Source organism: Amycolatopsis orientalis DSM 43388 (assembly GCF_000411975.1).
Taxonomy (GTDB): domain Bacteria; phylum Actinomycetota; class Actinomycetes; order Mycobacteriales; family Pseudonocardiaceae; genus Amycolatopsis; species Amycolatopsis orientalis_D.
Window position 1 is genome coordinate 44,853 of the sequence record NZ_ASXG01000045.1, and the last position, 24,917, is coordinate 69,769.

Annotated in this window: 25 protein-coding genes and 1 tRNA gene; 12 read left to right on the forward strand and 14 right to left on the reverse strand. The window is 69.9% G+C overall.

Going from position 1 to position 24,917, the window contains the following annotated elements:
• Positions 1–11: 11 nt before the first annotated feature.
• The 7 genes from L942_RS07925 to L942_RS07955 form a co-directional block, all read right to left on the reverse strand.
• Complete coding sequence (locus L942_RS07925; protein ID WP_037357030.1) at positions 12–575, reverse strand: hypothetical protein; 564 nt, start codon at positions 573–575, stop codon at positions 12–14.
• Positions 575–1,921: a hypothetical protein gene (locus tag L942_RS07930; protein ID WP_037357033.1), complete on the reverse strand. Its 1,347-nt coding sequence runs from the start codon at positions 1,919–1,921 to the stop codon at positions 575–577. The genes L942_RS07925 and L942_RS07930 overlap by 1 nt, the downstream gene beginning before the upstream one ends.
• On the reverse strand, positions 1,921–2,724 hold the full coding sequence (locus L942_RS07935) for an ABC transporter ATP-binding protein (protein WP_037357036.1): 804 nt from the start codon (positions 2,722–2,724) through the stop codon (positions 1,921–1,923). Before L942_RS07935 ends, L942_RS07930 begins: the two co-directional genes overlap by 1 nt.
• A 21-nt stretch (positions 2,725–2,745) precedes the next feature.
• Positions 2,746–3,534, reverse strand: a complete 789-nt coding sequence (locus tag L942_RS07940; protein ID WP_037357039.1) for a zf-HC2 domain-containing protein — start codon at positions 3,532–3,534, stop codon at positions 2,746–2,748.
• Between the two features lie 29 nt (positions 3,535–3,563).
• A complete protein-coding gene (locus L942_RS07945; RefSeq protein WP_037357042.1) occupies positions 3,564–4,118 on the reverse strand; it encodes an RNA polymerase sigma factor in 555 nt (184 codons plus the stop codon).
• Positions 4,119–4,459: 341 nt separating this feature from the next.
• Positions 4,460–5,374, reverse strand: coding sequence for a MazG family protein (locus tag L942_RS07950; RefSeq protein ID WP_037357045.1), 915 nt, complete (start codon positions 5,372–5,374; stop codon positions 4,460–4,462).
• Entirely contained in the window at positions 5,371–6,369 is a 999-nt protein-coding gene (locus L942_RS07955; RefSeq protein ID WP_326929322.1) for a hypothetical protein, read from the reverse strand. Before L942_RS07955 ends, L942_RS07950 begins: the two co-directional genes overlap by 4 nt.
• 81 nt (positions 6,370–6,450) lie before the next feature.
• Here L942_RS07955 and L942_RS07960 point away from each other — a divergent pair, with 81 nt between their 5' ends.
• Positions 6,451–6,864 carry a hypothetical protein gene (locus L942_RS07960; protein ID WP_037357051.1) on the forward strand — a complete coding sequence of 138 codons (414 nt, stop codon included), beginning with the start codon at positions 6,451–6,453 and terminating at the stop codon, positions 6,862–6,864.
• 101 nt (positions 6,865–6,965) lie between these two features.
• Here L942_RS07960 and mfd read toward each other — a convergent pair whose 3' ends face one another.
• Positions 6,966–10,526, reverse strand: coding sequence for a transcription-repair coupling factor (mfd, locus tag L942_RS07965; RefSeq protein ID WP_037357191.1), 3,561 nt, complete (start codon positions 10,524–10,526; stop codon positions 6,966–6,968).
• A gap of 24 nt (positions 10,527–10,550) precedes the next feature.
• Positions 10,551–11,492 carry an LLM class flavin-dependent oxidoreductase gene (locus L942_RS07970; protein WP_037357054.1) on the reverse strand — a complete coding sequence of 314 codons (942 nt, stop codon included), beginning with the start codon at positions 11,490–11,492 and terminating at the stop codon, positions 10,551–10,553.
• Positions 11,493–11,579: 87 nt separating this feature from the next.
• On the opposite strand from L942_RS07970, the gene L942_RS07975 reads away from it, so the two are divergent.
• Positions 11,580–12,356, forward strand: coding sequence for a helix-turn-helix transcriptional regulator (locus L942_RS07975; RefSeq protein ID WP_037357057.1), 777 nt, complete (start codon positions 11,580–11,582; stop codon positions 12,354–12,356).
• On the opposite strand, the gene L942_RS07980 is transcribed toward L942_RS07975, so the two are convergent.
• Both L942_RS07980 and L942_RS07985 read right to left on the reverse strand, forming a co-directional pair.
• Positions 12,334–12,840, reverse strand: a complete 507-nt coding sequence (locus L942_RS07980) for a DedA family protein (RefSeq protein ID WP_037357060.1) — start codon at positions 12,838–12,840, stop codon at positions 12,334–12,336. The two genes, L942_RS07975 and L942_RS07980, sit on opposite strands and share 23 nt — an antisense overlap.
• Positions 12,812–13,447 carry a methyltransferase domain-containing protein gene (locus tag L942_RS07985; protein ID WP_106964828.1) on the reverse strand — a complete coding sequence of 212 codons (636 nt, stop codon included), beginning with the start codon at positions 13,445–13,447 and terminating at the stop codon, positions 12,812–12,814. The genes L942_RS07980 and L942_RS07985 overlap by 29 nt, the downstream gene beginning before the upstream one ends.
• Positions 13,448–13,563: 116 nt before the next feature.
• Here L942_RS07985 and L942_RS07990 point away from each other — a divergent pair, with 116 nt between their 5' ends.
• The 3 genes from L942_RS07990 to L942_RS08000 are packed head-to-tail and all read left to right on the forward strand — an operon-like array spanning position 13,564 to position 16,509.
• Positions 13,564–14,688 carry a sensor histidine kinase gene (locus tag L942_RS07990; protein WP_106964829.1) on the forward strand — a complete coding sequence of 375 codons (1,125 nt, stop codon included), beginning with the start codon at positions 13,564–13,566 and terminating at the stop codon, positions 14,686–14,688.
• On the forward strand, positions 14,685–15,338 hold the full coding sequence (locus tag L942_RS07995) for a response regulator (RefSeq protein ID WP_037357063.1): 654 nt from the start codon (positions 14,685–14,687) through the stop codon (positions 15,336–15,338). The genes L942_RS07990 and L942_RS07995 overlap by 4 nt, the downstream gene beginning before the upstream one ends.
• Before the next feature lie 19 nt (positions 15,339–15,357).
• The gene (locus L942_RS08000) at positions 15,358–16,509 is read left to right on the forward strand and encodes a PQQ-dependent sugar dehydrogenase (RefSeq protein ID WP_037357066.1); all 1,152 of its coding nucleotides are present in this window, start codon (positions 15,358–15,360) and stop codon (positions 16,507–16,509) included.
• Between the two features lie 2 nt (positions 16,510–16,511).
• On the opposite strand, the gene L942_RS08005 is transcribed toward L942_RS08000, so the two are convergent.
• Positions 16,512–17,234: an SDR family oxidoreductase gene (locus tag L942_RS08005; RefSeq protein WP_162472737.1), complete on the reverse strand. Its 723-nt coding sequence runs from the start codon at positions 17,232–17,234 to the stop codon at positions 16,512–16,514.
• Between the two features lie 25 nt (positions 17,235–17,259).
• Between L942_RS08005 and L942_RS08010 the strand changes: the two genes are divergently transcribed.
• From L942_RS08010 to L942_RS08020, 3 genes are read left to right on the forward strand one after another with little or no spacing between them, the layout of a single operon-like run.
• Positions 17,260–17,793 (forward strand): MarR family winged helix-turn-helix transcriptional regulator, encoded by a 534-nt coding sequence (locus L942_RS08010; protein WP_037357072.1) that lies wholly within the window; start codon positions 17,260–17,262, stop codon positions 17,791–17,793.
• Between the two features lie 10 nt (positions 17,794–17,803).
• On the forward strand, positions 17,804–18,202 hold the full coding sequence (locus L942_RS08015) for an NUDIX hydrolase (protein ID WP_037357194.1): 399 nt from the start codon (positions 17,804–17,806) through the stop codon (positions 18,200–18,202).
• On the forward strand, positions 18,202–18,582 hold the full coding sequence (locus tag L942_RS08020; RefSeq protein WP_037357074.1) for a VOC family protein: 381 nt from the start codon (positions 18,202–18,204) through the stop codon (positions 18,580–18,582). The genes L942_RS08015 and L942_RS08020 overlap by 1 nt, the downstream gene beginning before the upstream one ends.
• Positions 18,583–18,586: 4 nt before the next feature.
• Here L942_RS08020 and L942_RS08025 read toward each other — a convergent pair whose 3' ends face one another.
• Positions 18,587–19,177 (reverse strand): TetR/AcrR family transcriptional regulator, encoded by a 591-nt coding sequence (locus tag L942_RS08025; protein WP_037357077.1) that lies wholly within the window; start codon positions 19,175–19,177, stop codon positions 18,587–18,589.
• A gap of 218 nt (positions 19,178–19,395) precedes the next feature.
• Complete coding sequence (locus L942_RS08030) at positions 19,396–20,355, reverse strand: acyl-CoA desaturase (RefSeq protein WP_037357080.1); 960 nt, start codon at positions 20,353–20,355, stop codon at positions 19,396–19,398.
• 197 nt (positions 20,356–20,552) lie between these two features.
• Here L942_RS08030 and L942_RS08035 point away from each other — a divergent pair.
• From L942_RS08035 to L942_RS08050, 4 genes are all read left to right on the forward strand, one after another.
• Positions 20,553–20,624 (forward strand) — tRNA-Gln (locus L942_RS08035).
• Positions 20,625–20,714: 90 nt separating this feature from the next.
• Positions 20,715–22,394 carry a GGDEF domain-containing protein gene (locus tag L942_RS08040; protein WP_051165793.1) on the forward strand — a complete coding sequence of 560 codons (1,680 nt, stop codon included), beginning with the start codon at positions 20,715–20,717 and terminating at the stop codon, positions 22,392–22,394.
• A gap of 45 nt (positions 22,395–22,439) precedes the next feature.
• A complete protein-coding gene (glmU, locus tag L942_RS08045) occupies positions 22,440–23,936 on the forward strand; it encodes a bifunctional UDP-N-acetylglucosamine diphosphorylase/glucosamine-1-phosphate N-acetyltransferase GlmU (protein WP_037357081.1) in 1,497 nt (498 codons plus the stop codon).
• Entirely contained in the window at positions 23,933–24,913 is a 981-nt protein-coding gene (locus tag L942_RS08050; protein WP_037357082.1) for a ribose-phosphate diphosphokinase, read from the forward strand. The genes glmU and L942_RS08050 overlap by 4 nt, the downstream gene beginning before the upstream one ends.
• Positions 24,914–24,917 lie beyond the last annotated feature (4 nt).

Here is a 24,917-nt window from a genome sequence, read left to right on the forward strand (position 1 = left end):
CTCCCGCCCGATCATCGACGACCGCCCGCGGCGGTGTATGCCGCCGTTCCCGCCACGAACAACAGCCCGGCCGTCCACCACGCCGCTGTCGAGTCCGCCGTCGCCACCGGCCAAGCCACGACGTCGTAGACCTGGTCGGTGGCTGTCGGGATGACCACCGCCGTCATCGCCCAGCCCAAGGGGAGCGTCCAGCCGAACTGGCCGCCGAAGAACGTGGCCGCCAGCCCGGTCAGACCGAGGAGTCCGGCCGCGTCGCGCAGGATCCAGACGGGAGCCATCGGGAGGTCGACAAAGGGTTGTGCGGCAAGCAGGACTCCAGCGGACACCGCACCGATCGCCAGCAGGTGTGCTAGTCGCCGAGGCGGCCAGCGGAAGGAGGCGGTGCGGTCCAGGTCGAGGTCCTGCCCGCTGAGACCCACGCCCGCCACCGCGACCGCGGCTCCGAGACTGATCGCCGCGAAGAACGTGGACCAGTTGTCGCCGAGCACGAGCGGGAGAACGGCGGCGCAGAGCACCACTGCCACCAGCGACACCGCTAGGTGGCGCGAACGCACATACAGCGCTGTCCACCGCATTAGCGCGCACCTTCCAGGAGAATCCTCAACGGGGCACCAGTGCAGGTCAGCTCCGCCTGCCGAGCCGCGGCGATCCGGGCGGTCTGCTCCGCCTCCGGCACTGCCTTCAGAGCGGCCCACGCTGAGTCCGTCTTGGGGCGCAGCGGAGGCTGCCGCTCCGAGGACGGCGGGGTGTAGGAGCCAAGCAACCACTGCGCCATCACCCAGCGCGCGGCGTCCTCACGGTCGTTCTTCTCCCCGCCGTAGGACGCGGCGTGGCAGGGCACTGTTCCGGCCCCGTTCAGCAGCGTCATGGTGAGGCTGGGGCCGCTCTTTTCCCACAGTGCGTAGTCGTCCTGCTGGACCAACAGGCGAGAAGGATCCCTCGGGCCGACTTTGGTGGCGCGGAACGACTCGGCCGATTCCTCGACCCGGACTGGATGCTGTGGCAGTTTCGCCAACCGCCGCAACGCTTCCTTTCCAGGTCCGGCCACAGTGGACAGCCAATCTTCGTGCAAGCGCGTGACGCACACCGGACCGTCGCAGACGAGCGCGGCCGCGGTCTGGTCCGGGACGTAGTTGTCCTTGGGCGAGGCGGGGAAGAGCGGCAAGGCCACCGCCAGCCCGGCCGCCACCGGGAGCAGGGCGAGCAGCTTGGTGCGCGCAGAACTGGCCAGCAGCAACAGGATTCCCGCGACGGTGAGCCCGAGCAGCCAGCTCAGCTGCCCGAGTTCCACCGCCGGACTCGGCAGGTCGAACGGACCGCGCGGCTGCACTTGCCCGATCCCGAGCAGCACCACCGCGTTCGGGGCCGCTCCGGTCGTGCCCGACACCTGCGCGAAGAGCCCGCCCGCCAGAGCGAGCACGGCGAGCACCGGAGCAGTGATCGGATACGGCAGGAGCCGCCCGAGCCCGAGTCCCAGTGCCACGCCGGCGAGCACGGACAGCACGCCGAGCACCAGTTGCATCACCCAGGCCGTGGTGAACAGCCCGCCCTTCGCCACGACCTGCCCGACTCCGGCGGCCACGAGCACCAGATAGCCCACCGCCGCGCTGAGCCCCAGTGCGAGCCCGAGCGTGGCGGCTCGGTGCCCGGCGGGCCGGGGCGTGGAGCCGAACAGTTCGCCGACGCCGGCGCGGGCGTCTCGCATGCCCTGGATCGCCGCGGCCCCGACGATGATCGGCCACATCAGCACCAGCAGGTAGCGCGACCACCGCACCGACGTCAGCCACGTCGCGTTCCAAGCCGCGGAAGTGTGGTTCCACGGCCCGCGCGAAAACACGAGCAAGCCAAGACTCACCACCAGCATCGCGACCGGTACCCAGGGAGCGATGGTGCGCCGGAGTTCGATCCGGAACGCGCTCATCACCAGGCCCCCTTCCCCTGGGCATGGCCGAGCAGCGCCGAATAACCGCGCTCGATCGGGCTGTCGCCGACGTCGGCCTCGCTGCCCGCCGCGGCCAGATCGGCCGGCGTGCCCTGGAAAACCAGCTTCCCGGCGGCGAAGAGGACGACGTCCGAGCACGCCGCGGCTACGTCTTCGACCAGGTGCGTGGACACGACGACGCACGCGTCGCGGCCGATTTCCTGCAGCAGTTCCCGGAACCGCACGCGCTGCGCCGGATCGAGCCCTGCGGTGGGTTCGTCGAGCAGCAGGAGCACCGGATCGTTCACGATCGCCTGCGCGATGCCGACCCGGCGAATCATGCCGCCGGACAGCGTCTTCAGTTTGTCCTCCGCGCGTTCGGCGAGGCCGACCCGCTCGATCGCGCGCTGCACTGCACCGGGCACCTCCCGCTTGGGCATTTCCTTGAGCCACGCCAGGTATTCGACGAACTCGCGGACGGTGAACCGCTTGTAGTAGCCGAAGGTCTGCGGCAGATATCCGATCCGGCGGCGCAGCACGCGCTGGTCGAAGCGCCCCCCGATCGGCTCTCCGAGCAGCGTCAGCTTGCCTTCCGTCGGCCGCAGCACCGTGGCCAGGGTGCGGATCAAGGTGGTCTTGCCCGCGCCGTTCGGCCCGAGCAGCCCGTGCACGCCCGTGCCGAGCGCGAGGTCGAGTCCGTCGACTGCCATCTTCTTGCGGCCGACCCGCACTTTCAGTGCCTCGGCTTGGATTTCCCAGGCGTAGGTCGCCGGAGCGACCTCGGCGGCTTCGACAGCCCGCATCGGTGTCCCCTCTCGTTTCCGTCAGTGCTGTGCAGCAAGCTGCGTGAAGGTGTTCCGGCGAAGCACGACGAACCCGGTCGCGACGACGACGGCCGCCAGCCAGCCCGGCCACGCGACGTCCTCCAGCAGGACCGAGCCCCCGAACGCGACGCTCGGCACCACCAGCGCGCCGATCCACAAGCCGACCAGGATCGAGGCCGCCCAGGCGACCCCGATGAACGTGCCGAGCGCGAGGGTCCCCGTGGTGAACGCGAGACTCGGCAGCAGCCCGAAGCCCATCCGCGCGCCCACCAGCCAGCCCGCGGCGAGCAGCACCGCCAGCACCGGCACCACGACCGCCGTGGTCCGCCGCAGGATCAGCTCCAGCCCGGCGCGCGGCGTGGCCGCGGTGAGTTCATACGACGGATCCAGCCCGCGCGACCACGCCGCCGCCACCCCGAAGACCGGCAGCACCGGGGAAAGCAATTGCACGAACGACAGCGGTTCGCGGAGCGACCGGTCGAGGTAGACCGACAGCGCGCCGACCACCAGGACCATCAACAGCCAGGGCACCATCACCGGAGTCGCCCAGCAATGCAGCCACCCCGCGACCCGGCGCGGCTTCGGTTGCGGCGCCTCGGCGAGGCTCGGCTCCAGCCCGGCCCACACCGTGTCGAGCAGCCCGGCTACTTCGGCGGTGGACGCACCGGCGAGCCGCGCCCGGCATTGCGCGCACTTCTCCAGGTGCCCTTCGATCGCCCATGCCTCGTCCCCCGGCAGTTCGCGCCCGGCGACGTAACCGGCGAGCATCCGGTCGGATACGTGGTTCATGGCCTGACCTCCTTCCGACAGTCCTGGTTTCACGACAACGCCTCCCGCATCGCGATCCGGGCACGGCGGGCCCGGGTTTTGACCGTGCCCTCCGGCAGACCCAGCAGGATCGCGGTCTCCCGCACCGACAACCCGTCGAGCACCATCGCCTGCAGGACCTCGCGCAGCTCCGGCGCGAGGCTGCGCAGGGCATCGCCCACCGAATCGCCGACCGTGCCCGCGAGCGCCTCCTCCTCGGCGGCGGGCGCGGACAGCGACTCGTGCACTCCGGGCGGCGGATGCGCGTGGTGTGCCCGCCGGCGGAACGCGTCGATGAGCCGCCGCACCGCGATCGTCCACACCCAGCCCACGGCGGAGCCGCCGGCGACGACGCCCGCGAACGAACCCGCGGCGCGCCACACGGCGAGGTAGGTCTCCTGCATCACCTCCGCGATGATCTGGTCGTCGGAGCAGCGGTGCCGCAGGCGGATCGCGAGCCACGGCGACGTGCGGCGGTAGAGCTCTTCGAACGCCGCACGGTCGCCGCGGGCAATGCGCCGGAGGAGGCGTTCCTCGTCCGGCTCCCTGGGTGGCTTGTGCTTCACACCCGGCAAGACGCCACCTCCGCGCTTCCGGTTCTCCAAAATGAGTGATCTGGATCACAGATCAAGCCGAGGCGGTTCTACCGCCGGGGCAATCGTGCCCGGGCGGGAGCGGAGGCGCGGGCGGATAGAACGGGGTCTCCGTCGTTCGGGTGAGGGCCGTCGAGGAAGCGCGGGACTGGCCGCACAGCCGAGGCAGCACACCAGCCCCGGACTACGCCGACGCACTGCCGGACAACGTCGTCGAACAGCTGCGGAGCACCACGGGCACGTCGCCGCATCGACCGGACGGGGTCAAAGATCCAACAGCCTCAGCGAAACCCCATGCAGCGCACCAAAACGGCTCAAGCCGAAGGCCAGAACTTCCGCCAGCCCTCCGCCTCCAGCGTCGACGGTTCCACCCCGGCTTTGCGAGCGGCCGCCTCCGCCGCGCGGATGTCGCGGGCGAACTGCTTCGCCACAGCCCGCAGCTCTCCCTCGGGATCCAATCCGCCGCGGCGGGCGATTGCCGCCGTGCGGAAAAGCTGGGCGGGAGCCGAGGAGTCCTGCGGGAACAGGTCCAGCGGGATCCCGGCCCGGCCGCTGCGCTGGCCCAGTTTTCCGGCGAGGGCGACCGCGGGCTGACCCAGCGCCACTCCGTCTACAATGGACTTACGTTGCTTCTCGGCCTGCTTCAGTTCTTCCCACTTCAGTTCCTGGTGCTCGGCCGAGGCGATCCGGGCCGCGTCGGCGAAGACGTTCGGGTGGCGGCCGACCAGTTTGTCCACCAGGTCTCGGGCGACGTCGTCGATGGTGAAGGGGGCCCGGCCGTGTTCGGCGGCCACGCGGGCGTGGAAGAGGACCTGCAGGAGGACGTCGCCCAGTTCCTCGCGCAGCGCCGCGCGGTCGTTGTCCTCGATGGCTTCCAGCAGTTCGTACGTCTCCTCGACCAGGTACTGCCGGAGGGATTCGTGCGTCTGCCGGGCGTCCCACGGGCAGCCGCCCGGGGAGCGCAGGCGGTCCATGACCTCGACCGCTTCGACGAGCGGCGGCACGGGCGGTTCGATCAGCTGCGCCCCGGCGGCGAGCATCGCGGCCGCGGCCGGCTCGGCTCGGGAAGCGGCGAGCAGCACGATGTCCCCGGCGGATTCGCCTACTGGCGGCACGCCGAACCGAGCAGGGTCGACATCGGTTGCGGCGTACACCGCACTGGTGCGCAGGAGAGGCAAAGCGGCCGCGGGCAGGGTCTCTGCCCGGACCAGGACTACGGTGCCGGTCACTGCTGCGCCGGAGCACCGCCGTGCACTGGCACGGCCACGCCCGTGACCTCGGCCGCGCTCGGGGCGAGGTTCATGCCGACTGCGTCCCACACGCCGTAGCGCGGGTTGATTTTGAAGTCCACCATGCCAACATACGGCTGGAGCATCCGCACGCCGATCGCGCCCAGCTGCGCGGCGGTCGGCTGCTGGACCTGGTCGGTGGCGACCTTCGAGTCCGTCGTCCGCTTCCGCACCACGGCGGTGACCCACCAGGTCGGCGCGCTCGCCGGGTTCGGCTGGAACGCGATGGCGGTGTTCGCGGGGACGCCGAACAGCACCGTCGCGGCGTCCTGCGGCGACGACAGCGCGGGGGCCTGCTGGCCCACGTTGCCCTGCGCGCCGCTCTGGATGTCGGCCAGGATCTTGTTCGGGTTGCTCGCGTACTCCTCGGCCTTGGCGATGGCCTGTGCGCGCGCGGCCTTCGGGTCGATCGACGGGGCCTGGCTCTCCGAGGTCGGTGCGCCGATGCTGGTGTAGTCGAAGTTCACCGACAGCGTCGGCAGGTATTTGAGCGCGATCCGCTGCTGCAGGTACTGGTCGGTGATGGCCTCGCGGTGATCGCGCAGCCGCCAGACGAGCTGGGTGACGGCCGCGGACTGGTCCTGCGTGACGGACTCGGGCACTTGCGACGCGAGCGGATCTTGTTGCATGGCCTCGCTGACGGTGGCCTCGTCGACCGAAATGCCTTCCTTCTGCGCGGCCTTCTGGACGACTTCGTGCAGCAGCGTCTGCCGGACGATCTCGCGCCCGACGAGGTCGAGCTGATGCCGCGCGGCGAGCTGCCGGGCGTACGGCTGCTCCTGCACGGCGCGGTCGAGCAGCGCCTGAACCTGGTCGATGGTGGTGACCTGACCGTCGACGAGCGCGGCCATGCCCACCTGACTGGGGCCGGCACCGCATCCGGCGAGGAGGAAAGCTCCGGCGAGAACGGCGCCCAGCGCACGGCGGCGCCCCATGATCCGCATCACAGGCCCTACCCTCTCACATGGTCTCGAAACGCAACACCATCGAGGCATTCAGCGGGCTATTGTCGACATATGGACTCTTGGTTGTCGATCGAAGTCCTCGACGGGGCCTTCGCGGCGAGCGCGTGGCAACGTGCTCACGGCGACCGGCTGACCGAGGCCGCGCTGACCAACGGCGCCGAACAGTGGACGTGGCACGTCCACCGCTGGGGCGTGACGCTGGAGATCGAGTTCTCCTCGGAGGAAAAGCGAGACCGCTTCCGGAGCCTGCCCGCGGTGACCGCTGCCCTCGACGCGGTGCCGGACCCGGAACGCGGCCTGCTCGTGTACCCGGGGCGCGGCGGCGGTTCGGGAGCCCGCGTGCCGCGACGTCCCCGGCCGTTGCCGATGTCCGGCTGCGGGGCGCTGCCGACACCGCAGGAAGAAGTGTCGTTGCGGCTGGCCACCGCGGAACCGCCCGGGTTTGAGGTCTGCTCGGCCAGCTGAGCCGCCGCTCGGCAACGAAAAGCGCCCCGTGACCGAGCGGACGCGGCAGTGCCTCGCCCTCAATACCCGCCGCTAGCGCCGACCCCGTTCTGCCGCGCCATTCACACGGCCGCCGGGGTTTTCGTCAACTGCGCCAACAGCTTCGTGCACCAGTCGAGCAGTTCCTGGTCCCGCAGCACCGGCGCGCCCATCCGACCGCCCGCCGGGCCTTCGGTCGGCTTCGGCACCGACACCGTGTTGGTGATCGCCTTGTACACCGCCTTGGGGTACAAGCGTTTCAGCCGCACCAGCTGCGAGTCCATCAGCGGCAGCGGCGCGAACCGGATCGTGTTGCCCTGCGCCGCGACCTCGGTGACGCCGGCGGCGCGGCAGGCGTGCCGGAAGGCCGCGACCGCGAGCAGCCGGGTGACCGGGGCGGGCGGCTGGCCGTAGCGGTCGATCAGTTCCTCGCGCACCGCGTCGAGCGCCGCGGTGTCCGGGGCCGACGCGATCTTGCGGTACGCCTCGAGCCGCAGCCGTTCGCCGGGGACGTAGTCGTGCGGGATGTGCGCGTCCACCGGCAGGTCGACGCGGACTTCGGCCAGTTCCTCGTCCTCCGCCGGCTCCGCGCCCGCGTGCCGCCGGAACGCCTCCACCGCTTCGCCGACGAGCCGGACGTACAGGTCGAACCCGACGCCCGCGATGTGCCCGGATTGTTCCGCACCGAGGATGTTGCCCGCGCCGCGGATTTCGAGGTCCTTCATCGCGACCGCCATGCCCGCGCCGAGTTCGGTGTTCTGCGCGATGGTGGCGAGCCGGTCGTGCGCGGTCTCGGTGAGCGGCGCTTCCGGCGGGTACAGGAAGTACGCGTACCCGCGCTCGCGGCCGCGCCCGACCCGGCCGCGCAGCTGGTGCAGCTGGGCGAGGCCGAGCATGTCGCCGCGTTCGACGATCAGCGTGTTGGCGTTGGAGATGTCCAGGCCGGTCTCGACGATCGTGGTGCAGACGAGGACGTCGTATTCGTTCTCCCAGAAACCTTGGATGATCTTCTCGAGCTTGTCCTCGTTCATCTGCCCGTGCGCGGTGACGACGCGCGCCTCCGGCACCAGCTCGCGGATCCGCTTCGCCGCCTTCTCGATCGACGACACCCGGTTGTGCACGTAGAACACCTGTCCGTCGCGCAGCAGCTCGCGCCGGACCGCGGCGGCGACCTGCTTGTCGTCGTACGCGCCGACATAAGTCAAGATCGGGTGCCGGTCCTCCGGCGGCGTGAGGATGGTCGACATCTCGCGGATGCCGGCCAGCGACATCTCCAGCGTGCGCGGGATCGGTGTCGCCGACATGGTGAGCACGTCGACGTGCGTGCGCAGCGCCTTGATGTGTTCCTTGTGCTCCACGCCGAAGCGCTGTTCCTCGTCGACGATCACGAGGCCGAGGTCCTTGTAGCGGATGCCGGTCTGCAGCAGCCGGTGCGTGCCGATGACGATGTCGACCTCGCCGTCGGCGAGCTGTTCGAGGATCCGGTCCGATTCCGCCTTGTGCGTGAACCGCGAGAGGCCCTTGATGGTGACCGGGAACGACCGCATGCGCTCGGTGAAGGTGTTCAGGTGCTGCTGCGCGAGCAGCGTGGTGGGCACGAGCACGGCCACCTGTTTGCCGTCCTGCACCGCCTTGAACGCCGCGCGCACCGCGATCTCGGTCTTGCCGTAGCCGACGTCGCCGCAGATCACGCGGTCCATCGGGACGCCGCGCTCCATGTCCGCCTTGACCTCGTCGATGGCCGCGAGCTGGTCGTTGGTCTCGGTGAACGGGAAGGCATCCTCCAGCTCGGACTGCCACGGCGTGTCCGGGCCGAACGCGTGGCCGGGCGCGGCTTGCCGGGCGGCGTAGAGCTGCACCAGCTCGGCGGCGATCTCCTTGACCGCCTTTTTGGCGCGTGCCTTGGTGTTCTTCCAGTCCGACCCGCCGAGCTTGTTGAGCGTGGGCAGTTCGCCGCCGACGTAGCGGGACACCTCGTCGAGCTGGTCGGTGGGCACGAACAGCCGGTCGCCGGGCTGGCCGCGCTTGGACGACGCGTACTCCAGCAGCAGGTACTCGCGGGTCGCGCCGGCGACCGTGCGCTGCACCATCTCCACGAACCGGCCGATGCCGTGCTGGTCGTGCACCACGTAGTCGCCGGCCTTGAGCGCCAGCGGGTCGACCGCGCCGCGGCGGCGCGACGGCATCTTCGTGTTCAAGTCCTTTGTGGACGATCCGGCGGTGGCGCCGCGGCCGGTCAGGTCGGCTTCGGACAGCACCACGAGCGCGCGCTCCGGCGAGACGAAGCCCTCCGCGAGCCCGCCGCAGGTGACCGTGACGACCCCGGCCGGCGGCACGTCGGAGAGCACCTCGACGTGTTTCGCCGGGACCTCGGCCGCCACCAGCTGCTCGACCGCGCGGCTGGCAGTGCCCTGCCCGGCGACCACGAGCACGCCGGTGCCGCCGGACGCGAGGTGCGCGCGCAGGTCGGTCATCGCGCGCTCGAGCTCGCCCCGGTAGCCGGGCGCGGGCTCGATGCCGACGCGGTACACGTCCGGGTCTTCGCTGGTCAGCTGGGTGAGCGTCCACCACGGGCGCTTCGTCTCCTGCGCGTGCGACGCGATCTCGGACAGGTCGCGGTACGCCGACGCGCCGAGGTCGATCGGCGCCTGCCCGCCCGCCGCGGCGGTGGTCCAGGACGCTTCGAGGAACTCCTGCCCGGTGCGAACGAGGTCGGCCGCGCGGGCGCGGATCTTCTCCGGGTCGGCCAGCAGCACGTGGCTGCCCGCCGGCATCGCGTCGGTGAGCAGGGCCAGCTCGCCCTCGCAGAGCACCGGGATGAGCGCCTCCATGCCCTCGACCGGGACGCCGCCGGACAGCTTGGTGAGCATTTCGGCCAGGTGCGCGTCGGCCTCGTAGGTGGTGGCCAGCTCGGCCGCGCGCGCCTTGACGTCCGGCGTGAGCAGCAGCTCGCGGCACGGCGGCGCGGTGACCCGCTGGATCTCGCCGGGCAGCGAGCGCTGGTCGGACACCGCGAACGCGCGGATCTCGCTGACCTCGTCGCCCCAGAACTCGACGCGGACCGGATGCTGCGCGGTCGGCCCGAACAGGTCGAGGATGCCGCCGCGGACCGCGAACTCGCCGCGCTTCTCGACCATGTCCACGCGCGTGTACGCCAGCTCGACCAGCCGTTCGAGCAGGGCCTCGAAGCTCTGCTCCTCGCCGACGACCAGGTCGATCGGCGCGAGCGAGCCGAGCCCGGGGGCCATCGGCTGGATCAGGCTGCGCACGGTCGCGACCACGACCCGCAGCTCCTCGTCGCCGGTGTGCAGCCGGTGCAGCACTTCCAGCCGCCGCCCGACCGTGTCGGCACGCGGCGAAAGGCGCTCGTGCGGCAGCGTCTCCCACGACGGGAAGTCGGCCACCCGCTCCTGGCCGAGCAGCGCGCCGAGCGAAGCGGTCAGCTCGTCGGCCTCGCGCCCGGTAGCGGTGACGGCCAGCACCGGACGGCCCGCGCCGCCGCGCTCGGGGTCTTCGGCCAGCGCGGCGGCCACGAGCTGCCGGATGGCGACAGCGCCTTGCAGTTCGAGCAGCGGGGCCCCGGCGCGCTCGACAACGCCGCGCAGCGCCGGGTCGGGAAGGATGGCTTGGAGGAGTCCGGACAGTACAGCGTCGGTCACCGTTCCAGCCTACGTCGCGGCACCGACAGGTTTCCGCTCCCCGGCGATCACCTCCGCCAACAGGGGCAGCTGCCGCTCGACCGCGCCGGGCTGAACCGAGCCGACGCGCAGCATCACGTGTTCCGCCCCGGCCTCGGCGTACCGGCGCACGGCTGCCGCGACCTCGGAGACCGAACCGGTCACGGTCGCCTGGATCGTGCTCATGTGCGCCAGCGGCCGCTCGTAGTTCACCTGGGCGAATTCCTCCAGGACGCGCTGGCCGCGCCGCGGATCGGGGTCGAGGTAGACGGTCAGGAACAGCGACGGGGTGACGGTGCGAGCACTGGCCGCGCGGATGGCCTGAAGACCGGACGCGTAGTCCGCGGGGTCCGGCGGATACGGGAGCCAGCCGTCGTAATGCTGAGCGGTGCGGCGGAGCGCGGCCGGCGTCGCGCCTCCGAGCCAGATCGGCGGACCTTCCGGGCGCGCGGGCCGGATCGCCGACGGCAGCCAGTCGTAGTGCAGCACCTTGCCGTGGAACGAGCTCGGCTGCCCGGTCCACAGCTCGCGCCAGAGCGTGACCACGTCGTCCAGGTGCGAGAACCGCGTCCGGAAATCGACGCCGGCCAGCTCGAACTCCCGCTCGCTGAAGCCGGGGAAGCCCGCGCCGACTCCGACCGTGAGCCGTCCTTCCGAGATCAGGTCGAGCGACGCCAGCGTCATCGCCGTCTGCACCGGATTGCGGTGCGCGGGCAGCAGCACGGCGGTCCCGACGGTGACGCGTTCAGTCGCCTGCGCGATCGCGGTGAGCAGGGTGAGCGGTTCGATCCGTGGCCGCACCAGCGAGTCGCCCGCCCAGATCGACCCGAACCCGAGCCGTTCGGCCTCGCGGGCAATGGCGACCAGGGCACGCGGGGTGCCGCCGGCTTCGAGCTGGGCCTGTCCGGCGGGGAGAAGAAGTCCGAATTCCATGCCGTCGACGATCCAGCGCGGCCCGGTGTCCCGGCAATTCCTCGCAGGGAATGGCAGACCGGCCCGGGCACCGGCCAGAATCTCCGGGTGCCCACTACGTTCGCCGACGCCTTGCGCGACGCCCGCGCCCGACACCGGCTCAGCCAGCTCGACCTCGCGCTGAAAGCCGGGACGACGCAACGTCACGTCAGCTTCATGGAGCGCGGCCGGTCGCTGCCCGGCCGCGGCATGGTGGTGCGCGTCGCCGAGGCGCTCGGGCTGCCGCTGCGCGAGCGCAACGCGTTGCTGCTGACCGCCGGATACGCGCCGGTCTACCCGGAGACCCGGCTGGACGACCCCGCGCTGACGCCGGTGCTGGATTCGCTGCGCGCGCTGCTCGCCGGGCACGAGCCGTACCCGGCGCTGGTCGTGAACCGCTACGGAGAGCTGGTCGCCGCGAACGACAGCTTCGAGCTGCTCACCGAGGGCGTCGCCGAAGACCTGCTCGAACCGCCGGTCAACGTGCTCCGGCTGGCGTTGCACCCGCGCGGGCTGGCGCCGCGGATCCAGAACTTCGCCGACTGGGCGCAGCACGTGCTCGAACGCCCTCGCCAGGGTCTGGCGAACGGACCCGACCCGCGCCATCAGGCGTTGCTGGACGAACTCACCGGCTATCTGCCCTCGCCGGGCGAGCCGTCCGGCGACCACCTCGGGTTCGCCGTGCCGCTGCAGCTGTCCAGCTCGGCGGGCGAATTGCGGTTGCTCACCGCGATCACGCACTTCGCCACCGCAATCGACGTGACGGTCGCCGAGCTGAGTCTCGAAACCTTCCTGCCTGCCGACGCTTCAACTGCGGAGCTGCTCAAGGCGCGACCCAGCCGGTGAACTGTCCCATCGTCAGCTCTATGGCCGCCCACAGCACGGCTGCGCACAGGCTTCCAATGAAGAAGCGTCGGTATGACAGTCCGGCGGAACCCGCGACGCGAGGCACGAGAGTGCGTACGCCCGCGAGGCACCGTCCTAGGACGACTGCTGGCACGCCATAGCGCGCGACGGCCGCTTCGGCCTTGTCCCACTTCGCTTCGCCGATCCGTTGCCCTACGCGAGACCGACGCAGCTTCGGGCCCCACAGCCGTCCCTCCCAGTACGCGAGCTGGTCTCCCGCTAACGCGGCCGCGACGCAGACAGTGAGAGCTGGCCACAGTTGCAAGGTCCCGCGCTGCACCAGGAAACCCATGAGCAGCAAGGTGGACAGCGTCGGCAGCACGATGCCGGGCAACAACGCCGTCTCGGCCAGGATGACCAGCGCGCAGATCAAGTAGACGAGCGGCGCGGGAGCGTCAAGAAGTGGCTGAAGCAGGCTGTCCATAGCGGTCCAGTCCAGACCGCACCGGCAAGGCCGCGCGGTACACGTACGCCGGTGGCAGGTTCCGCCAAACCACGCTGGTGCGCTCGACCACCGCGAAGCGGCTTCGCAGCAACCGTGCGAATCGTCGCGCTGGCGGGGTCCAAGCAGTGTGCGCGTACGCGAAGGTGGTGAAGCGGCCTTGCGGCGAAAGCACCTCGCAGACAGCGTTCAGTACCGCCTGCTGTGGCGCGGCATGCATAGCCGTCCAGGGCAGGCCGGAGACCACTACGTCGACCGGCATGGTCACGTACGCAGCGACGTGCTCCGCGGAGCCTTCCGCAACGTGCAGCGACGGGAAGCGTTCGCGTAGCTCCTGTACGAGATGCGGATTGATTTCCACCGCGGTGAAATGCGCGTCGCGCTGAAGCATGCGAAGCAGCACTTCGGTGAACACGCCCGTTCCTGGCCCTAGTTCGACGACGCTGTGCGCGCTTTCGACGCCCAACCCGGCAGTCATCACTTCGGCCAGCCGTGCCGAACTCGCCGCGATCGCGCCGGTACGCATCGGGTGCCGGAAGAACTCCCTGGTAATCGACATGTTTTCGACGGTAGGAAGCACCGTGGTCATCGCGGATCGGCTCGATCGGCGGGAAAAGTCGTCCGCTCGGAGGACAACAGCCATCCTCCGGAACGACGCGCGCGACGACGACCGCGCGTTACGTTCGTTTCGTGCGCGGACTGGTGATGTGGGGACGCAAGCAGCGCTGGTTGCTGGACTTGCCGCTGTACGCCGTCTTCGTCGCCATCGGCCCGAACATCGCGGATCAGGAGACATGGCTGATCCGCTTGGCTTCGATGCTGTTCCTGCTGCCGCTGTTGCTGCGTCGCCGCTACCCGCGCACAGTCGCGCTCTTGATCCTCATCGGAGCAGCTGTCGTCTATACGAACGAGATATGGGCCTATGACCACGGCCGCAGCGATCTCGCGATGGCAGTGATGCTGTACACGCTCGTCAAAGCGGGCGACAGATGGTTTATCGGCTTCGCCGTCGCTGTCGTCGGGCTGGACGCTTTCTGGGCATTCACCTGGGGCGTCAACACTCTGAACCCGACGCTCACCATCTTCGGCCCGCTGCCGCTGTTCCTGGCGGCCTGGGCGCTCGGCGCGTTCTTCCGCGCGAAGGAACAACTCGCCGAAGAAGAACGGCTGCGAGCCGAGCTGGCCGCATCCGAGGAACAAGCCCGTAGTCGCGCTTCAGTGGCCGAGGAACGCACCCGGATCGCGCGCGAGCTTCACGACGTACTCGCGCACAGCATGAGCGTGATCGTCCTGAACGCTGAAGGAGCGAAGCTCGCCCGCCACCACGACCCGGACGCTGTCGACCGTACGCTCGACACGATCAGCAAAACCGGTCGTTCCGCGCTCGCCGAACTACGACGGCTGTTAGAAGTGATGCATGCCGGTGAACCCGCGCGCGCCCCGCAGCCGACGCTCGATCAGCTGCGCACGCTCGTCGCGCAGTCCGGCCGCGACATCATCCTCGAAGTCAACGGCGACATCGCCGACCTGCCCGCCGGCGTCGCGCTTCAGGCGTACCGCATCGTCCAGGAGGCCTTGACCAACATGCTCAAACACGCGCCGCCGGACGCGACCGGCCGGGTCCGGGTCACCTTCGCCAGTCCGGAAGTCCACGTCGAGGTCACCAACACCGGCGGACGGCAACCGGCCGCGGCGGGCCTGCCCGGGTCCGGCCGCGGCCTCACCGGCATGGCCCAGCGCGTCGCGATGTACCACGGAAAGCTCGAAACCGGCGCGCTGCCGGACGGCGGCTACCGCGTGTCGGCCACGCTGCGGACGGACGCCGCATGACGTCCGTGCTGATCTGCGACGACCAGGAACTGGTGCGCGTCGGTTTGCGGATGATCGTCGACAGCCAGCCCGATCTGGAGGTGGTCGCCGAGGCGGGCGACGGCGCGGAAGCCGTCGAACTCGCCCGCGCGCAGCGGCCGGATCTCGTGCTGATGGACGTCCGGATGCCGGTGCTCGACGGCGTCGCGGCCACCGCACAGATCTGCGCCGAACTGCCGGACACCTCGGTGCTGGTGATCACGACCTTCGACCTCGACGAGTACGCCTACTCCGCGCTGCGCGCCGGGGCCAGCGGATTCCTGGTCAAAGACGCGCCGTCGGACGAGATGCTGGTGGCGATCCGCGGGGTGCTGCGCGGCGACGCGATGGTGTCGCCGTCGGTCACGAAACGCCTGCTCGACCGCTATCTCAGCGCGCACCGGACGCCGCTGGACGAGCAGAGACTCCAGACGCTGACCGAGCGCGAGAAGGACGTGCTCGGCCTGATCGCGCGCGGATTGTCGAACACCGAAATCGCCGCGACGCTGTTCATCGGCGAGACGACGGTGAAGACGCACGTCGGACGGTTGCTGAACAAGCTCGGACTGCGCGACCGCGTGCACGCGGTCGTGTTCGCGTATGAGTCCGGATTGGTACGTCCCGGCGGCTGAATCGGGGCATGCTGGACACATGCGTCTCGTCGCGTTGCTCGCCGCGCTCCTGCTGCTCGCCGCCTGCTCGGCTGCGCCGGCGAGTGCTCCGGAAAAGCCGGAGCCGGGCGGATTCGCCGTGCAGGAGGTCGCGAACGGCCTCGAACACGCATGGGACGTCGCCTTCCTGCCCGACGGCTCGCTGCTCGTGCCGCAGCGGCCCGGCAAGCTCGCGCTGGTCCGAGACGGCCGGACGACCGAAGTGCGCGCCGATTTCTCCGACGTCCTCGTGCAGGGAGAAGGCGGCCTGATGGGCCTGGTCCTCGCCGCGGACTTCGCGACGTCGCGCGAGTTCACCACCTGCCAGACCCACCAGGAAAACGGCCGCGCGGTGGACATCCGGCTCGTCACCTGGCGGCTCGCCGACGACGGCGCGAGCGCGGCGAAGGCCCGCGACCTGCTGACCGGTCTGCCGGTGAACCCGAGCGGACGGCACTCCGGCTGCCGCCCCACCCTCGCTCCGGACGGCGCGCTGCTCGTCGGCACCGGCGACACCGCGCGGTCCACCGTGGCGCAAGACCGGCACAGTCTCGGCGGCAAGGTGCTGCGGATCGACGCGAAGACCGGAGAACCGTTGCCGGGCAACCCTTTCCTGTCCTCCAGCGACCCGAACGAACGCCGGATCTACACCTATGGCCACCGCAACGTGCAGGGCGTCGCGATCCGGCCCGGCACCGGCCAGGTAGTCACCTCCGAACACGGTCCGGCGTTCGATGACGAGGTGAATCTCCTTCGGCCAGGCGGGAATTACGGCTGGGATCCGTCGAAGGGCGGCACCGACGCCAGTTACGACGAGAGCGTGCCGATGACCGACACCAAACGGTTCCCGGACGCTGTTCGTCCACTGTGGACCACCGGGCAGATCACCGAGGCGACCAGCGGCGACGCCTTCCTCACCGGCAAGCAATGGGGCGCGAACGAAGGCGCGCTGGTCGTGGTCGCGTTGAAGGGGCAGAAGCTCCTGCTGCTGCACCTGGACGCGGCCGCGAAGGTCACCGGAGTGACGCTCCCGGCGGAATTCAACGACAAATTCGGCCGGTTGCGCGCGGCCCGAAGCGCACCGGACGGATCGCTGTACGTGACGACTTCCAACGGCAGCAACGACAAAGTACTGCGCGTGACTCCCCGCTGAGGTCAGCCGGGGTACGCGCCACCGTTCACGTGCACGACCTGACCGGTGATGTGCCCTGCTTCCGGCGACGCCAGGAACCGCACGACCTCGGCGACATCCTCCGGCTTGCCCGCGCGTTTCGTCATCGTGTTCTCGATCAGCCGCTCCTGCCGTTCGGCCGACAGTTTCCCGCGGAAGAATTCGGTGTCCACGATCAGCCCCGGCGCGACGATGTTCGCGGTGATCCCCCGCGGTCCGAATTGCCGCGCGGTTTCGGTATTCCACACTTCCACCGCGGCTTTCGCCCAGCCATACGATTCCGCACCGGTGTGCCCGGCGATCGAGCCGATGGTGACGATGCGGCCGTTGTCGGCCAGCCGCTCCTTGAGCGCCGTCGTCACGAACGCGGCACTGAACAGATTCGCCCGGATGTTGGCCGTCCAGGCAGCGTCGAGCGCTTTCAGGCCTCCGTTGTCCGCACGCAGGAAATCGGTGTTGCCCCCAGCGTTGTTCACCAGCACGTCGACCCGCTCGGGCAGCTGGTCCCGCGCGGCCTCGACGGCTTCCGGATCACTCGCGTCGAAGCACACCGCCCGCGCGCCCAGCAGCGTCGCCGCCTCGGTGAGCACGTCCTCGCGGCGGCCGGTGATCGTCACCCGGTCACCGGCCCGGACCAGCGCCGCGGCGATCGCGTACCCGATTCCGGTACCGCCCCCGGTCACCACTGCTTCCCGATTCATCCGCACATCCTTTATTGCTAAAGTAACTCCCGTGGACGACGGTACCGACAGCGGGGAAAACCCGTCAAGCGACGAGGTGGACGAGATTCAGCGGGCGTGGCTGCGGGAGCGGCCGGGCACGCCGGTGTCGTCCATCGGCGTGATCACGCGGATCTGGCACATCGCGAAACTGCTGGAGGACGACCGGCGCGCGACCATGCTCGAACTCGGCATGGACGCCTCGACCCGCACCCTGCTCAGCACGCTGCGCCGGGCCGGGCCGCCGTACCGGCTCAGCGCGGGCGAACTCGCGAAACGCTGCCGGGTGAGCCCCGGCGCGATCTCCCAGCAGACCGCCCGCGCCGAACGCGACGGGCACGTCCGCCGGGTCAAGTCCACTTCGGACCGTCGCGCGGTGTACGTCGAGCTGACCGAGGCCGGGCACGCACTGATCGAGCGGACCGTCGGAGACCTGCTGGAGCACGAGGAAACCCTGGTGTCCGCGCTGACCCCGGCGCAGCGCGAGCAACTCGCCGACCTCCTGCGCATCCTGCTCGCGGACCTGGACCGCCGAGCGCGCAGGTAGGGTGGCCGGCATGTCCCCCATCGACAAAGTCGCCTGGCTGCACCTGGTCGACGGCAAGCTGCTCGCCGCGCGCTCGGCAGGCAAGGACACCTGGTACCTGCCCGGCGGGAAACGCGAAGAAGGCGAGTCGGACGTCGAGACGCTGGTCCGCGAGATCGCCGAGGAACTGAGCGTGACGCTGGACCCGGCTTCCGCGCAGCTGGCCGGCACCTGGGAAGCGCAGGCGCACGGCAAAGCAGAAGGCGTGGTGGTGCGGATGACCTGCTACACCGCGGACTACACCGGCGAATTGAAGCCGAGCAGCGAGATCGAATCGTTCGGCTGGCTCGCCCACGCCGATCGCGACCGGGTGTCCGCGACGGTCCAGCTGATCCTCGACGACCTGCACGCACAAGGAAAACTGGCCTGATGCTGCGACTGGGGATCACGGTGCTCGGCGTCGCTGACATCGACCGCGCGATGCGGTTCTGGTCCGAGGCGCTCGGACTCGTCGAAGACCCGGAATGGGCGAGCCCGACCTGGCGGACGCTGGCCCAGCCCGACGGCGCGCACGCACTCGGCCTGATGCGCAGCGAATCGCCCGCCGAGCCGAGGCCGCGGCTGCACCTGGACCTCTACACCGACACCGCTGACGAGCAGCGTGCCGAGGTGGAACGGCTCGTCGGCCTCGGTGCCCGAAGGGTCGACTGGGAGCTTTACCCGCCCGAACCGGACTTCGTCGTCCTCGCCGATCCGGACGACAACCTGTTCTGCGTCGTGGATCTGAGCAACGCGCCGTCCGGCAGCTGAAGCCTCAGCCGAGCAGCCGGGGCTTGTTTTCCAAGTGGGACAACCCGTTCCACGCGAGATTCACCAGATGCGCGGCGACCTCGTCCCGCTTCGGCTTGCGCGCGTCCAGCCACCACTGGCCGGTCAAGGCCACCATGCCGACCAGCGCCTGTGCGTAGAGCGCGGACAGCTTCTCCTCGTACCCGCGCGCGGCGAACTGCTGCGCGAGGATGTGCTCGACCTGGCTGGCGATGTCGTTGAGGACGGTCGAGAAGGTGCCGGTCGAACTGGCGACCGGCGAATCGCGGACGAGAATGCGGAAGCCGTCGTGGGAATCCTCGACGTAGCTCAGCAACGCGACGGCCGCCTGTTCCAGCATGACCCGCGGGTGTCCGCCGTGGAGCGTCGAGACCATCCGGTCGAGCAGCAGCTGCGTCTCGCGGTCGACGACGACGGCGTAAATGCCTTCCTTGCCGCCGAAGTGCTCGTAAACCACCGGTTTGGACACGTTCGCCCGCGCGGCGATCTCCTCCACCGAGGTGCCGTCGAAACCCTTCTCGGCGAACAGAGCACGCGCCACGTTCAGCAACTGCTGCCTGCGCTCGGTGCCCGTCATGCGCACCCGGGCGACCGGTTCGGCCGGCCGCGCGCCGGTGACCGCTGCTTCTCGCTTCGCCCGTCGTCTCCCCGCCATTCGCAGCAGGGTAGCGGGCTTGGGTCCGGCGGGCTTCAGGAGCCGCCGGTCCGCCTGGCCCGGAAACGAACGAACCCCGCCGGGAGACGGGGTTCGCCGGGAAGAAGCGGGCCGGGAAAACCAAGCCCGGCCAAGGGAAACTACTTGGCCTGGGCCGCGATCCGGGCCAGCCGCTGCGGGGTCGGCCACCGCACGTCGTGCACCCAGCCGAACTTCTCGAAGATCCAGATCAGCCGCGCCGACATGTCGATCTGGCCGCGCTTCACGCCGTGCCGGGCCGAGGTCGGGTCGGCGTGGTGCAGGTTGTGCCAGGACTCGCCGAAGGAGAAGATCGCCAGCGGCCAGAAGTTCGCCGAACGGTCGCGGGCGGCGAACGGGCGCTCGCCGATCATGTGGCAGATCGAGTTGACCGACCAGGTCACATGGTGCAGCACGCAGATCCGGACCAGGCCGGCCCAGAAGAACGCGGTCACCGCGCCCCAGAGCGACCACGAGATCAGGCCGCCCAGCAGCGCCGGGCCGAACAGGCTCACCAGCGACCACAGCCAGAAGAGGTCGTCGACCTTGCTGATCGCCTTGTCCTTCACCAGATCCGGCGCGAACCGGCCCTGGTTGCTCTTGTCGCGCTCGAAGAGCCAGCCCATGTGCGCGTGCCAGAAACCCTTGGCGATGGCCAGCGGAGAGGTGCCGTACGCCCACGGCGAGTGCGGGTCGCCGTCGCGGTCGGAGAACGCGTGGTGGCGCCGGTGGTCGGCCACCCAGGTGATCACCGGCCCCTGCAACGCGATGCTGCCCGAGATCGCCATCACGACCCGCAGCCACGGCTTCGCCTTGAACGAACCGTGGGTGAAGTGCCGGTGGTAGGCGACTGTGATGCCGAGGCCGCTGATCCCGTAGAACACGACGAACAGCGCGACGTCCAGCCAGGTCAGCCCCCAGCCCCAGGCGAACGGAACCGCGACCAGCAACGCCACGATCGGCAGCAGCACCCCGAAATACACCGACAGCTGGACCCCGATCGACCGCTGCCCTTCGATGATCGGCTTGGGGCCCTTCGGCGGGTCTCCCGCTGACTGAGAACGGTCGAGGGTGGCCGTCATGCGCTCACTTCTTTCCTCTCACAACCCCTTGCGAAGGGTGCCCTTACCTACGGTGTCGTAAGTTACGGTACAGGAGGTTTCCGGCGCTGTGGAGGCCCGAAAAGTCCGATTGCCCGGTGCCCGGGGCGGCGCTGTGGCGCACGCCTCCCCCTCCTGGCGCCCCCGTCCTCGATCATCGCTATCCTGACCTGGACCGATCCGCCGTAGTGTAATCGGCAGCACTTCAGATTTTGGTTCTGACAGTTCAGGTTCGAATCCTGGCGGCGGAGCTGCACATCCGGCGAGGGCGATGGGAGTGGGGGCGGCTGAGCGAGGAACCGAGCGACCCCGCGGGCGCCCGTCGCCCGACCCTGGTCGAAATGTCGGACGCGTGGCTGGTGGGGCGCGCGCGGGAGCTCATCGCGGCCGTTCAGCGCCAGGAACACGAGAACCAGCTCGAGATCGTCAAGATCATGGACGAGCTGCTCGAAGAAACCCTCCGCCGGGGTGAACCCACGCTCGTCGCCCAGCTGCTGCGCGCCTCCGCCTTCGCCCGGCTCGTCACCCGCGGTCTCGCCGCCGAGGCCGAACCCCGGCTCGACGAGATGCTCGCGCACACCCGGCGGCACGGCCTGTCGCTGCTGCGCGCGGACGCGCACGCGCTGCGCGGACGCCGGCTCGTGCTCGCCGCGCAGGAGGACGCCGCGCTCACCGAGATCGCCCGCGCGCTCGCGATCCTCGACGATTCCACGATCCCGGACCGCCAGGTCGGCGTCCGCAACTGGAACCGCATGCAGTCGATGGCGCTCATCGACTGCTGGATAGTGCTCAACCAGCTCGGCGTCTACGAGGCCGCCGAAGAGGTGATCGGCCGCGCGCACCAGGCGATCCGGGAAAGCGCGAGCCCGCACGAAATCACCCTGCAGCTGATGAACCGGGTCAAGATGCTGCTCGGCTGGGGCCTGCGGCTCGAGCGGATCGAGCAGTACGACGAATCCGCGGAGAAGTTCCGCACCGCCGCGTCGATGGCGGTGGCCGCGGAGGGCCCGTTCGCCGAATCGCTGTTCCCGCGCAAGATCGGGGTGGCCGCGGTCGACCAGGTCGGCGTGCTGGCCGCGGCGCTCGCGCTGCACAACCCGTCCGCCGAGCACGTCGAGCGGCTGCAGAGCATGCATCTCGGCCACCACTATCCGCACGAGCAGGAACTGGTCGCGATCGCGCTGGCCCGCTGCCTCGACCAGGCCGGCCGCCGCGACGACGCGCTGCGGGTGCTGCGCGAGTCCCGCGAGGTGCTGGCCAAGGACGTCTCGCAGCCGTCGATGCGGCTCACCCTTTCCCGCGAGCTCGCCCGGCTCGATCCGGAGGCCGCGAGCCAGTCGCTGATCGACTACGCGACCGCGCTGGAAACCGAAATGTGGGCGCTGCGCGAATCGCAGATCGCCACGCTGAACGCGCGTCGCGAGCATGAACGGCTTTCCGCCGAGCACGGCGCGATCACCCAGCAGGCGCTGCAGGATCCGCTCACCGGCCTGCCGAACCGCCGCGCGCTCGACGAACGGCTGCGCTCGCTGGCTTCGTCCGCGGACGCGCAGCCGCTCGCGGTCGCGCTGGTCGACCTCGACGGGTTCAAGGGCGTCAACGACAAGCAGTCGCACGCCGAGGGCGACAACGTTTTGCGTGTTGTCGCAAGCACTCTGCGCGACGCTCTGCGCGGCGACGACGTCGTGGCCCGCTACGGCGGCGACGAGTTCGTCGTACTGCTGCCCGGCGCGCCGGCGTCGGCGGCGAAGATGGCGCTCGGCCGCGCGGCCAAGTCCGTCGCGACGCTGCCGCACCACCTTTCGCACGGGGTGACGCTGTCCATCGGTCTCGTGTCGCTGCGTCCGCAGGAGCGGGCCGAACAGGTGCTCGCGCGCGCGGATGCGGCGATGTACGAAGCGAAACGCGGCGGCGGCAACCAGGTCGCGTCGGCCAACTCGATGGCCGGCGACGGCGCGGGCGGCTGGCCTGGGGAAACCGCTCCGACCGACCCCGCGTGGAGCGCTGAGGACCCCACGTAGGATCGTTGGTGCTCGTCAACGCACCGGTGAATCGTTGGGAGACTCGTGAGCGGCCCGCTGAGCACGCTGATCCTCGCTGCGGGTGAGGGCACCCGCATGCGTTCCTCCACCCCTAAGGTGTTGCACCCGATCGCCGGAAGGCCGCTGGTGGAACACGCTGTGCGCGCCGCCGCCGGCCTCGCGCCGCAGCATCTGGTGGTCGTGATCGGACACGGCCGCGACGCCGTGCGCGCGGAGCTCGACCGGGTCGGGCAGGCGCTCGGCCGCGAGGTCGCCACCGCCGTGCAGGAAGAGCAGAAGGGCACTGGGCACGCCGTTTCGTGCGCGCTGGCGCAGCTGCCGCAAGACCTCACCGGCACCGTGGTCGTCACCTACGGCGACGTTCCGCTGCTGGACACCGAAACCCTCGAAGCGCTGCGGGCCGAGCACGCCAAGGCAGGCAACGCGGTCACCGTGCTCACCGCCGAGGTCGCCGACCCGACCGGGTACGGCCGCATCGTGCGCGGCGCCGACGGTTCGGTCAGCGCGATCGTCGAGCACAAGGACGCGACGCCGGAGCAGCGGGCGATTACCGAAATCAACTCCGGCGTCTACGCCTTCGACGCGTCCGTGCTGATCGACGGCCTGTCCCGGCTGTCCACGGACAACGCGCAGGGTGAGCTTTACCTCACCGACGTCCTCGGCATCGCGCGCGAGGACGGCAAGGGCGTCGGCGCGCTGGTGGCCGACGATCCGTGGGTCACCGAGGGCGTGAACGACCGGGTGCAGCTTTCGGCGCTCGGCGCCGAGTACAACCGCCGCATCGTGCGCCGCTGGCAGCGCGAAGGCGTCACGGTCACCGACCCGGACACCACGTGGATCGAGGCGGACGTCACGCTCTCCCGTGACGTGCTGATCGAGCCGAACACCCAGCTCAAGGGCAAGACTTCGGTCGGCGAGGGCTCCGTGGTGGGCCCGGACACCACGCTGACCGACGTGCGGATCGGGGCCGGCGCCTCGGTCGTCCGCGTGCACGGCTCGGGCTCTGAGCTGGGCGACGGCGTCAACGTCGGTCCGTACACGTACCTGCGGCCGGGCACGAAGCTCGGCGCGAAGGGCAAGCTGGGCGCGTTCGTGGAGACGAAGAACGCGCAAATCGGCACCGGGACGAAGGTGCCGCATCTCACGTATGTGGGCGACGCGATCGTCGGCGAGCACAGCAACATCGGCTGTTCCAGTGTCTTCGTGAACTACGACGGGGTGAGCAAGCACCAGACCGTCGTCGGGTCGCATGTCCGGCTTGGGGCGGACAACACGCTGGTCGCGCCGGTGCGAATCGGGGACGGCGCTTACAGTGGAGCCGGTGCGGTGATCCGCGACGACGTTCCGCCTGGCTCCTTGGCGCTGTCGGCCGGCCCGCAGCGCACCATCGAAGGCTGGGCGGTCCGGCGCAGGCCGGGTACGCCCGCGGCGGAGGCAGCGGAAGCTGCTCTCGCCGCCCAGCAGCAGGACACCGTTGTGTCCGAGTCAGCAGCAGGAACCGACGGGGAGTCGCCAGCATGAGTCCGAAGTCAGGTACGCCGAAGAAGAATCTGATGCTCTTCTCCGGCCGTGCGCACCACGAGCTCGCGGAAGAGGTCGCCAAGCACCTCAACGTGACGATCACCCCGCAGACCGCGCACACGTTCGCCAACGGCGAGCTGTTCGTGCGGTTCGAGGAGTCGGTGCGCGGTACCGACGCGTTTGTGATCCAGGCGCACACCACGCCCATCAACGAGTACGTGATGGAGCAGCTGATCATGGTGGACGCGCTCAAGCGCGCGAGCGCCAAGCGGATCACCGTGGTCATGCCGTTCTACCCGTACGCGCGCCAGGACAAGAAGCACAAGGGCCGCGAGCCGATCTCGGCGCGGCTCATCGCGGACCTGTTCAAGACCGCGGGCGCGGACCGGATCATGACGGTCGACCTGCACACCGCGCAGATCCAGGGCTTCTTCGACGGCCCGGTCGACCACCTGATGGCGCAGACGGTGCTCGCCGACCACATCAAGGAGACCTACGGCGACGCGGACATCACGGTCGTCTCCCCGGACTCGGGCCGCGTGCGGCTGGCCGAGAAGTGGGCGCAGCAGCTCGGCGACCGGCCGATCGCGTTCATCCACAAGACCCGCGACCCGGACAAGCCGAACCAGGCCGTGGCCAACCGCGTGGTCGGCAAGGTCGAGGGCAAGCTCTGCGTGCTGATCGACGACATGATCGACACCGGCGGCACGATCGTGAAGGCCACCGAGGCCCTGCTCGAGGAGGGTGCCGCGGACGTGGTCATCGCGACCACGCACGGCATCCTCTCCGACCCGGCCACCGAGCGGCTCTCGCAGTGCAAGGCCCGCGAGGTCATCGTGACGAACTCGCTGCCGATCCCGGAGGAGAAGCGCTTCCCCGGCCTGACGGTGCTGTCCATCGCGCCGATGCTCGCGGAGGCCATCCAGCAGGTGTTCGAGGACGGCTCGGTCACCTCGCTGTTCGACGGCAACGCGTGACGCG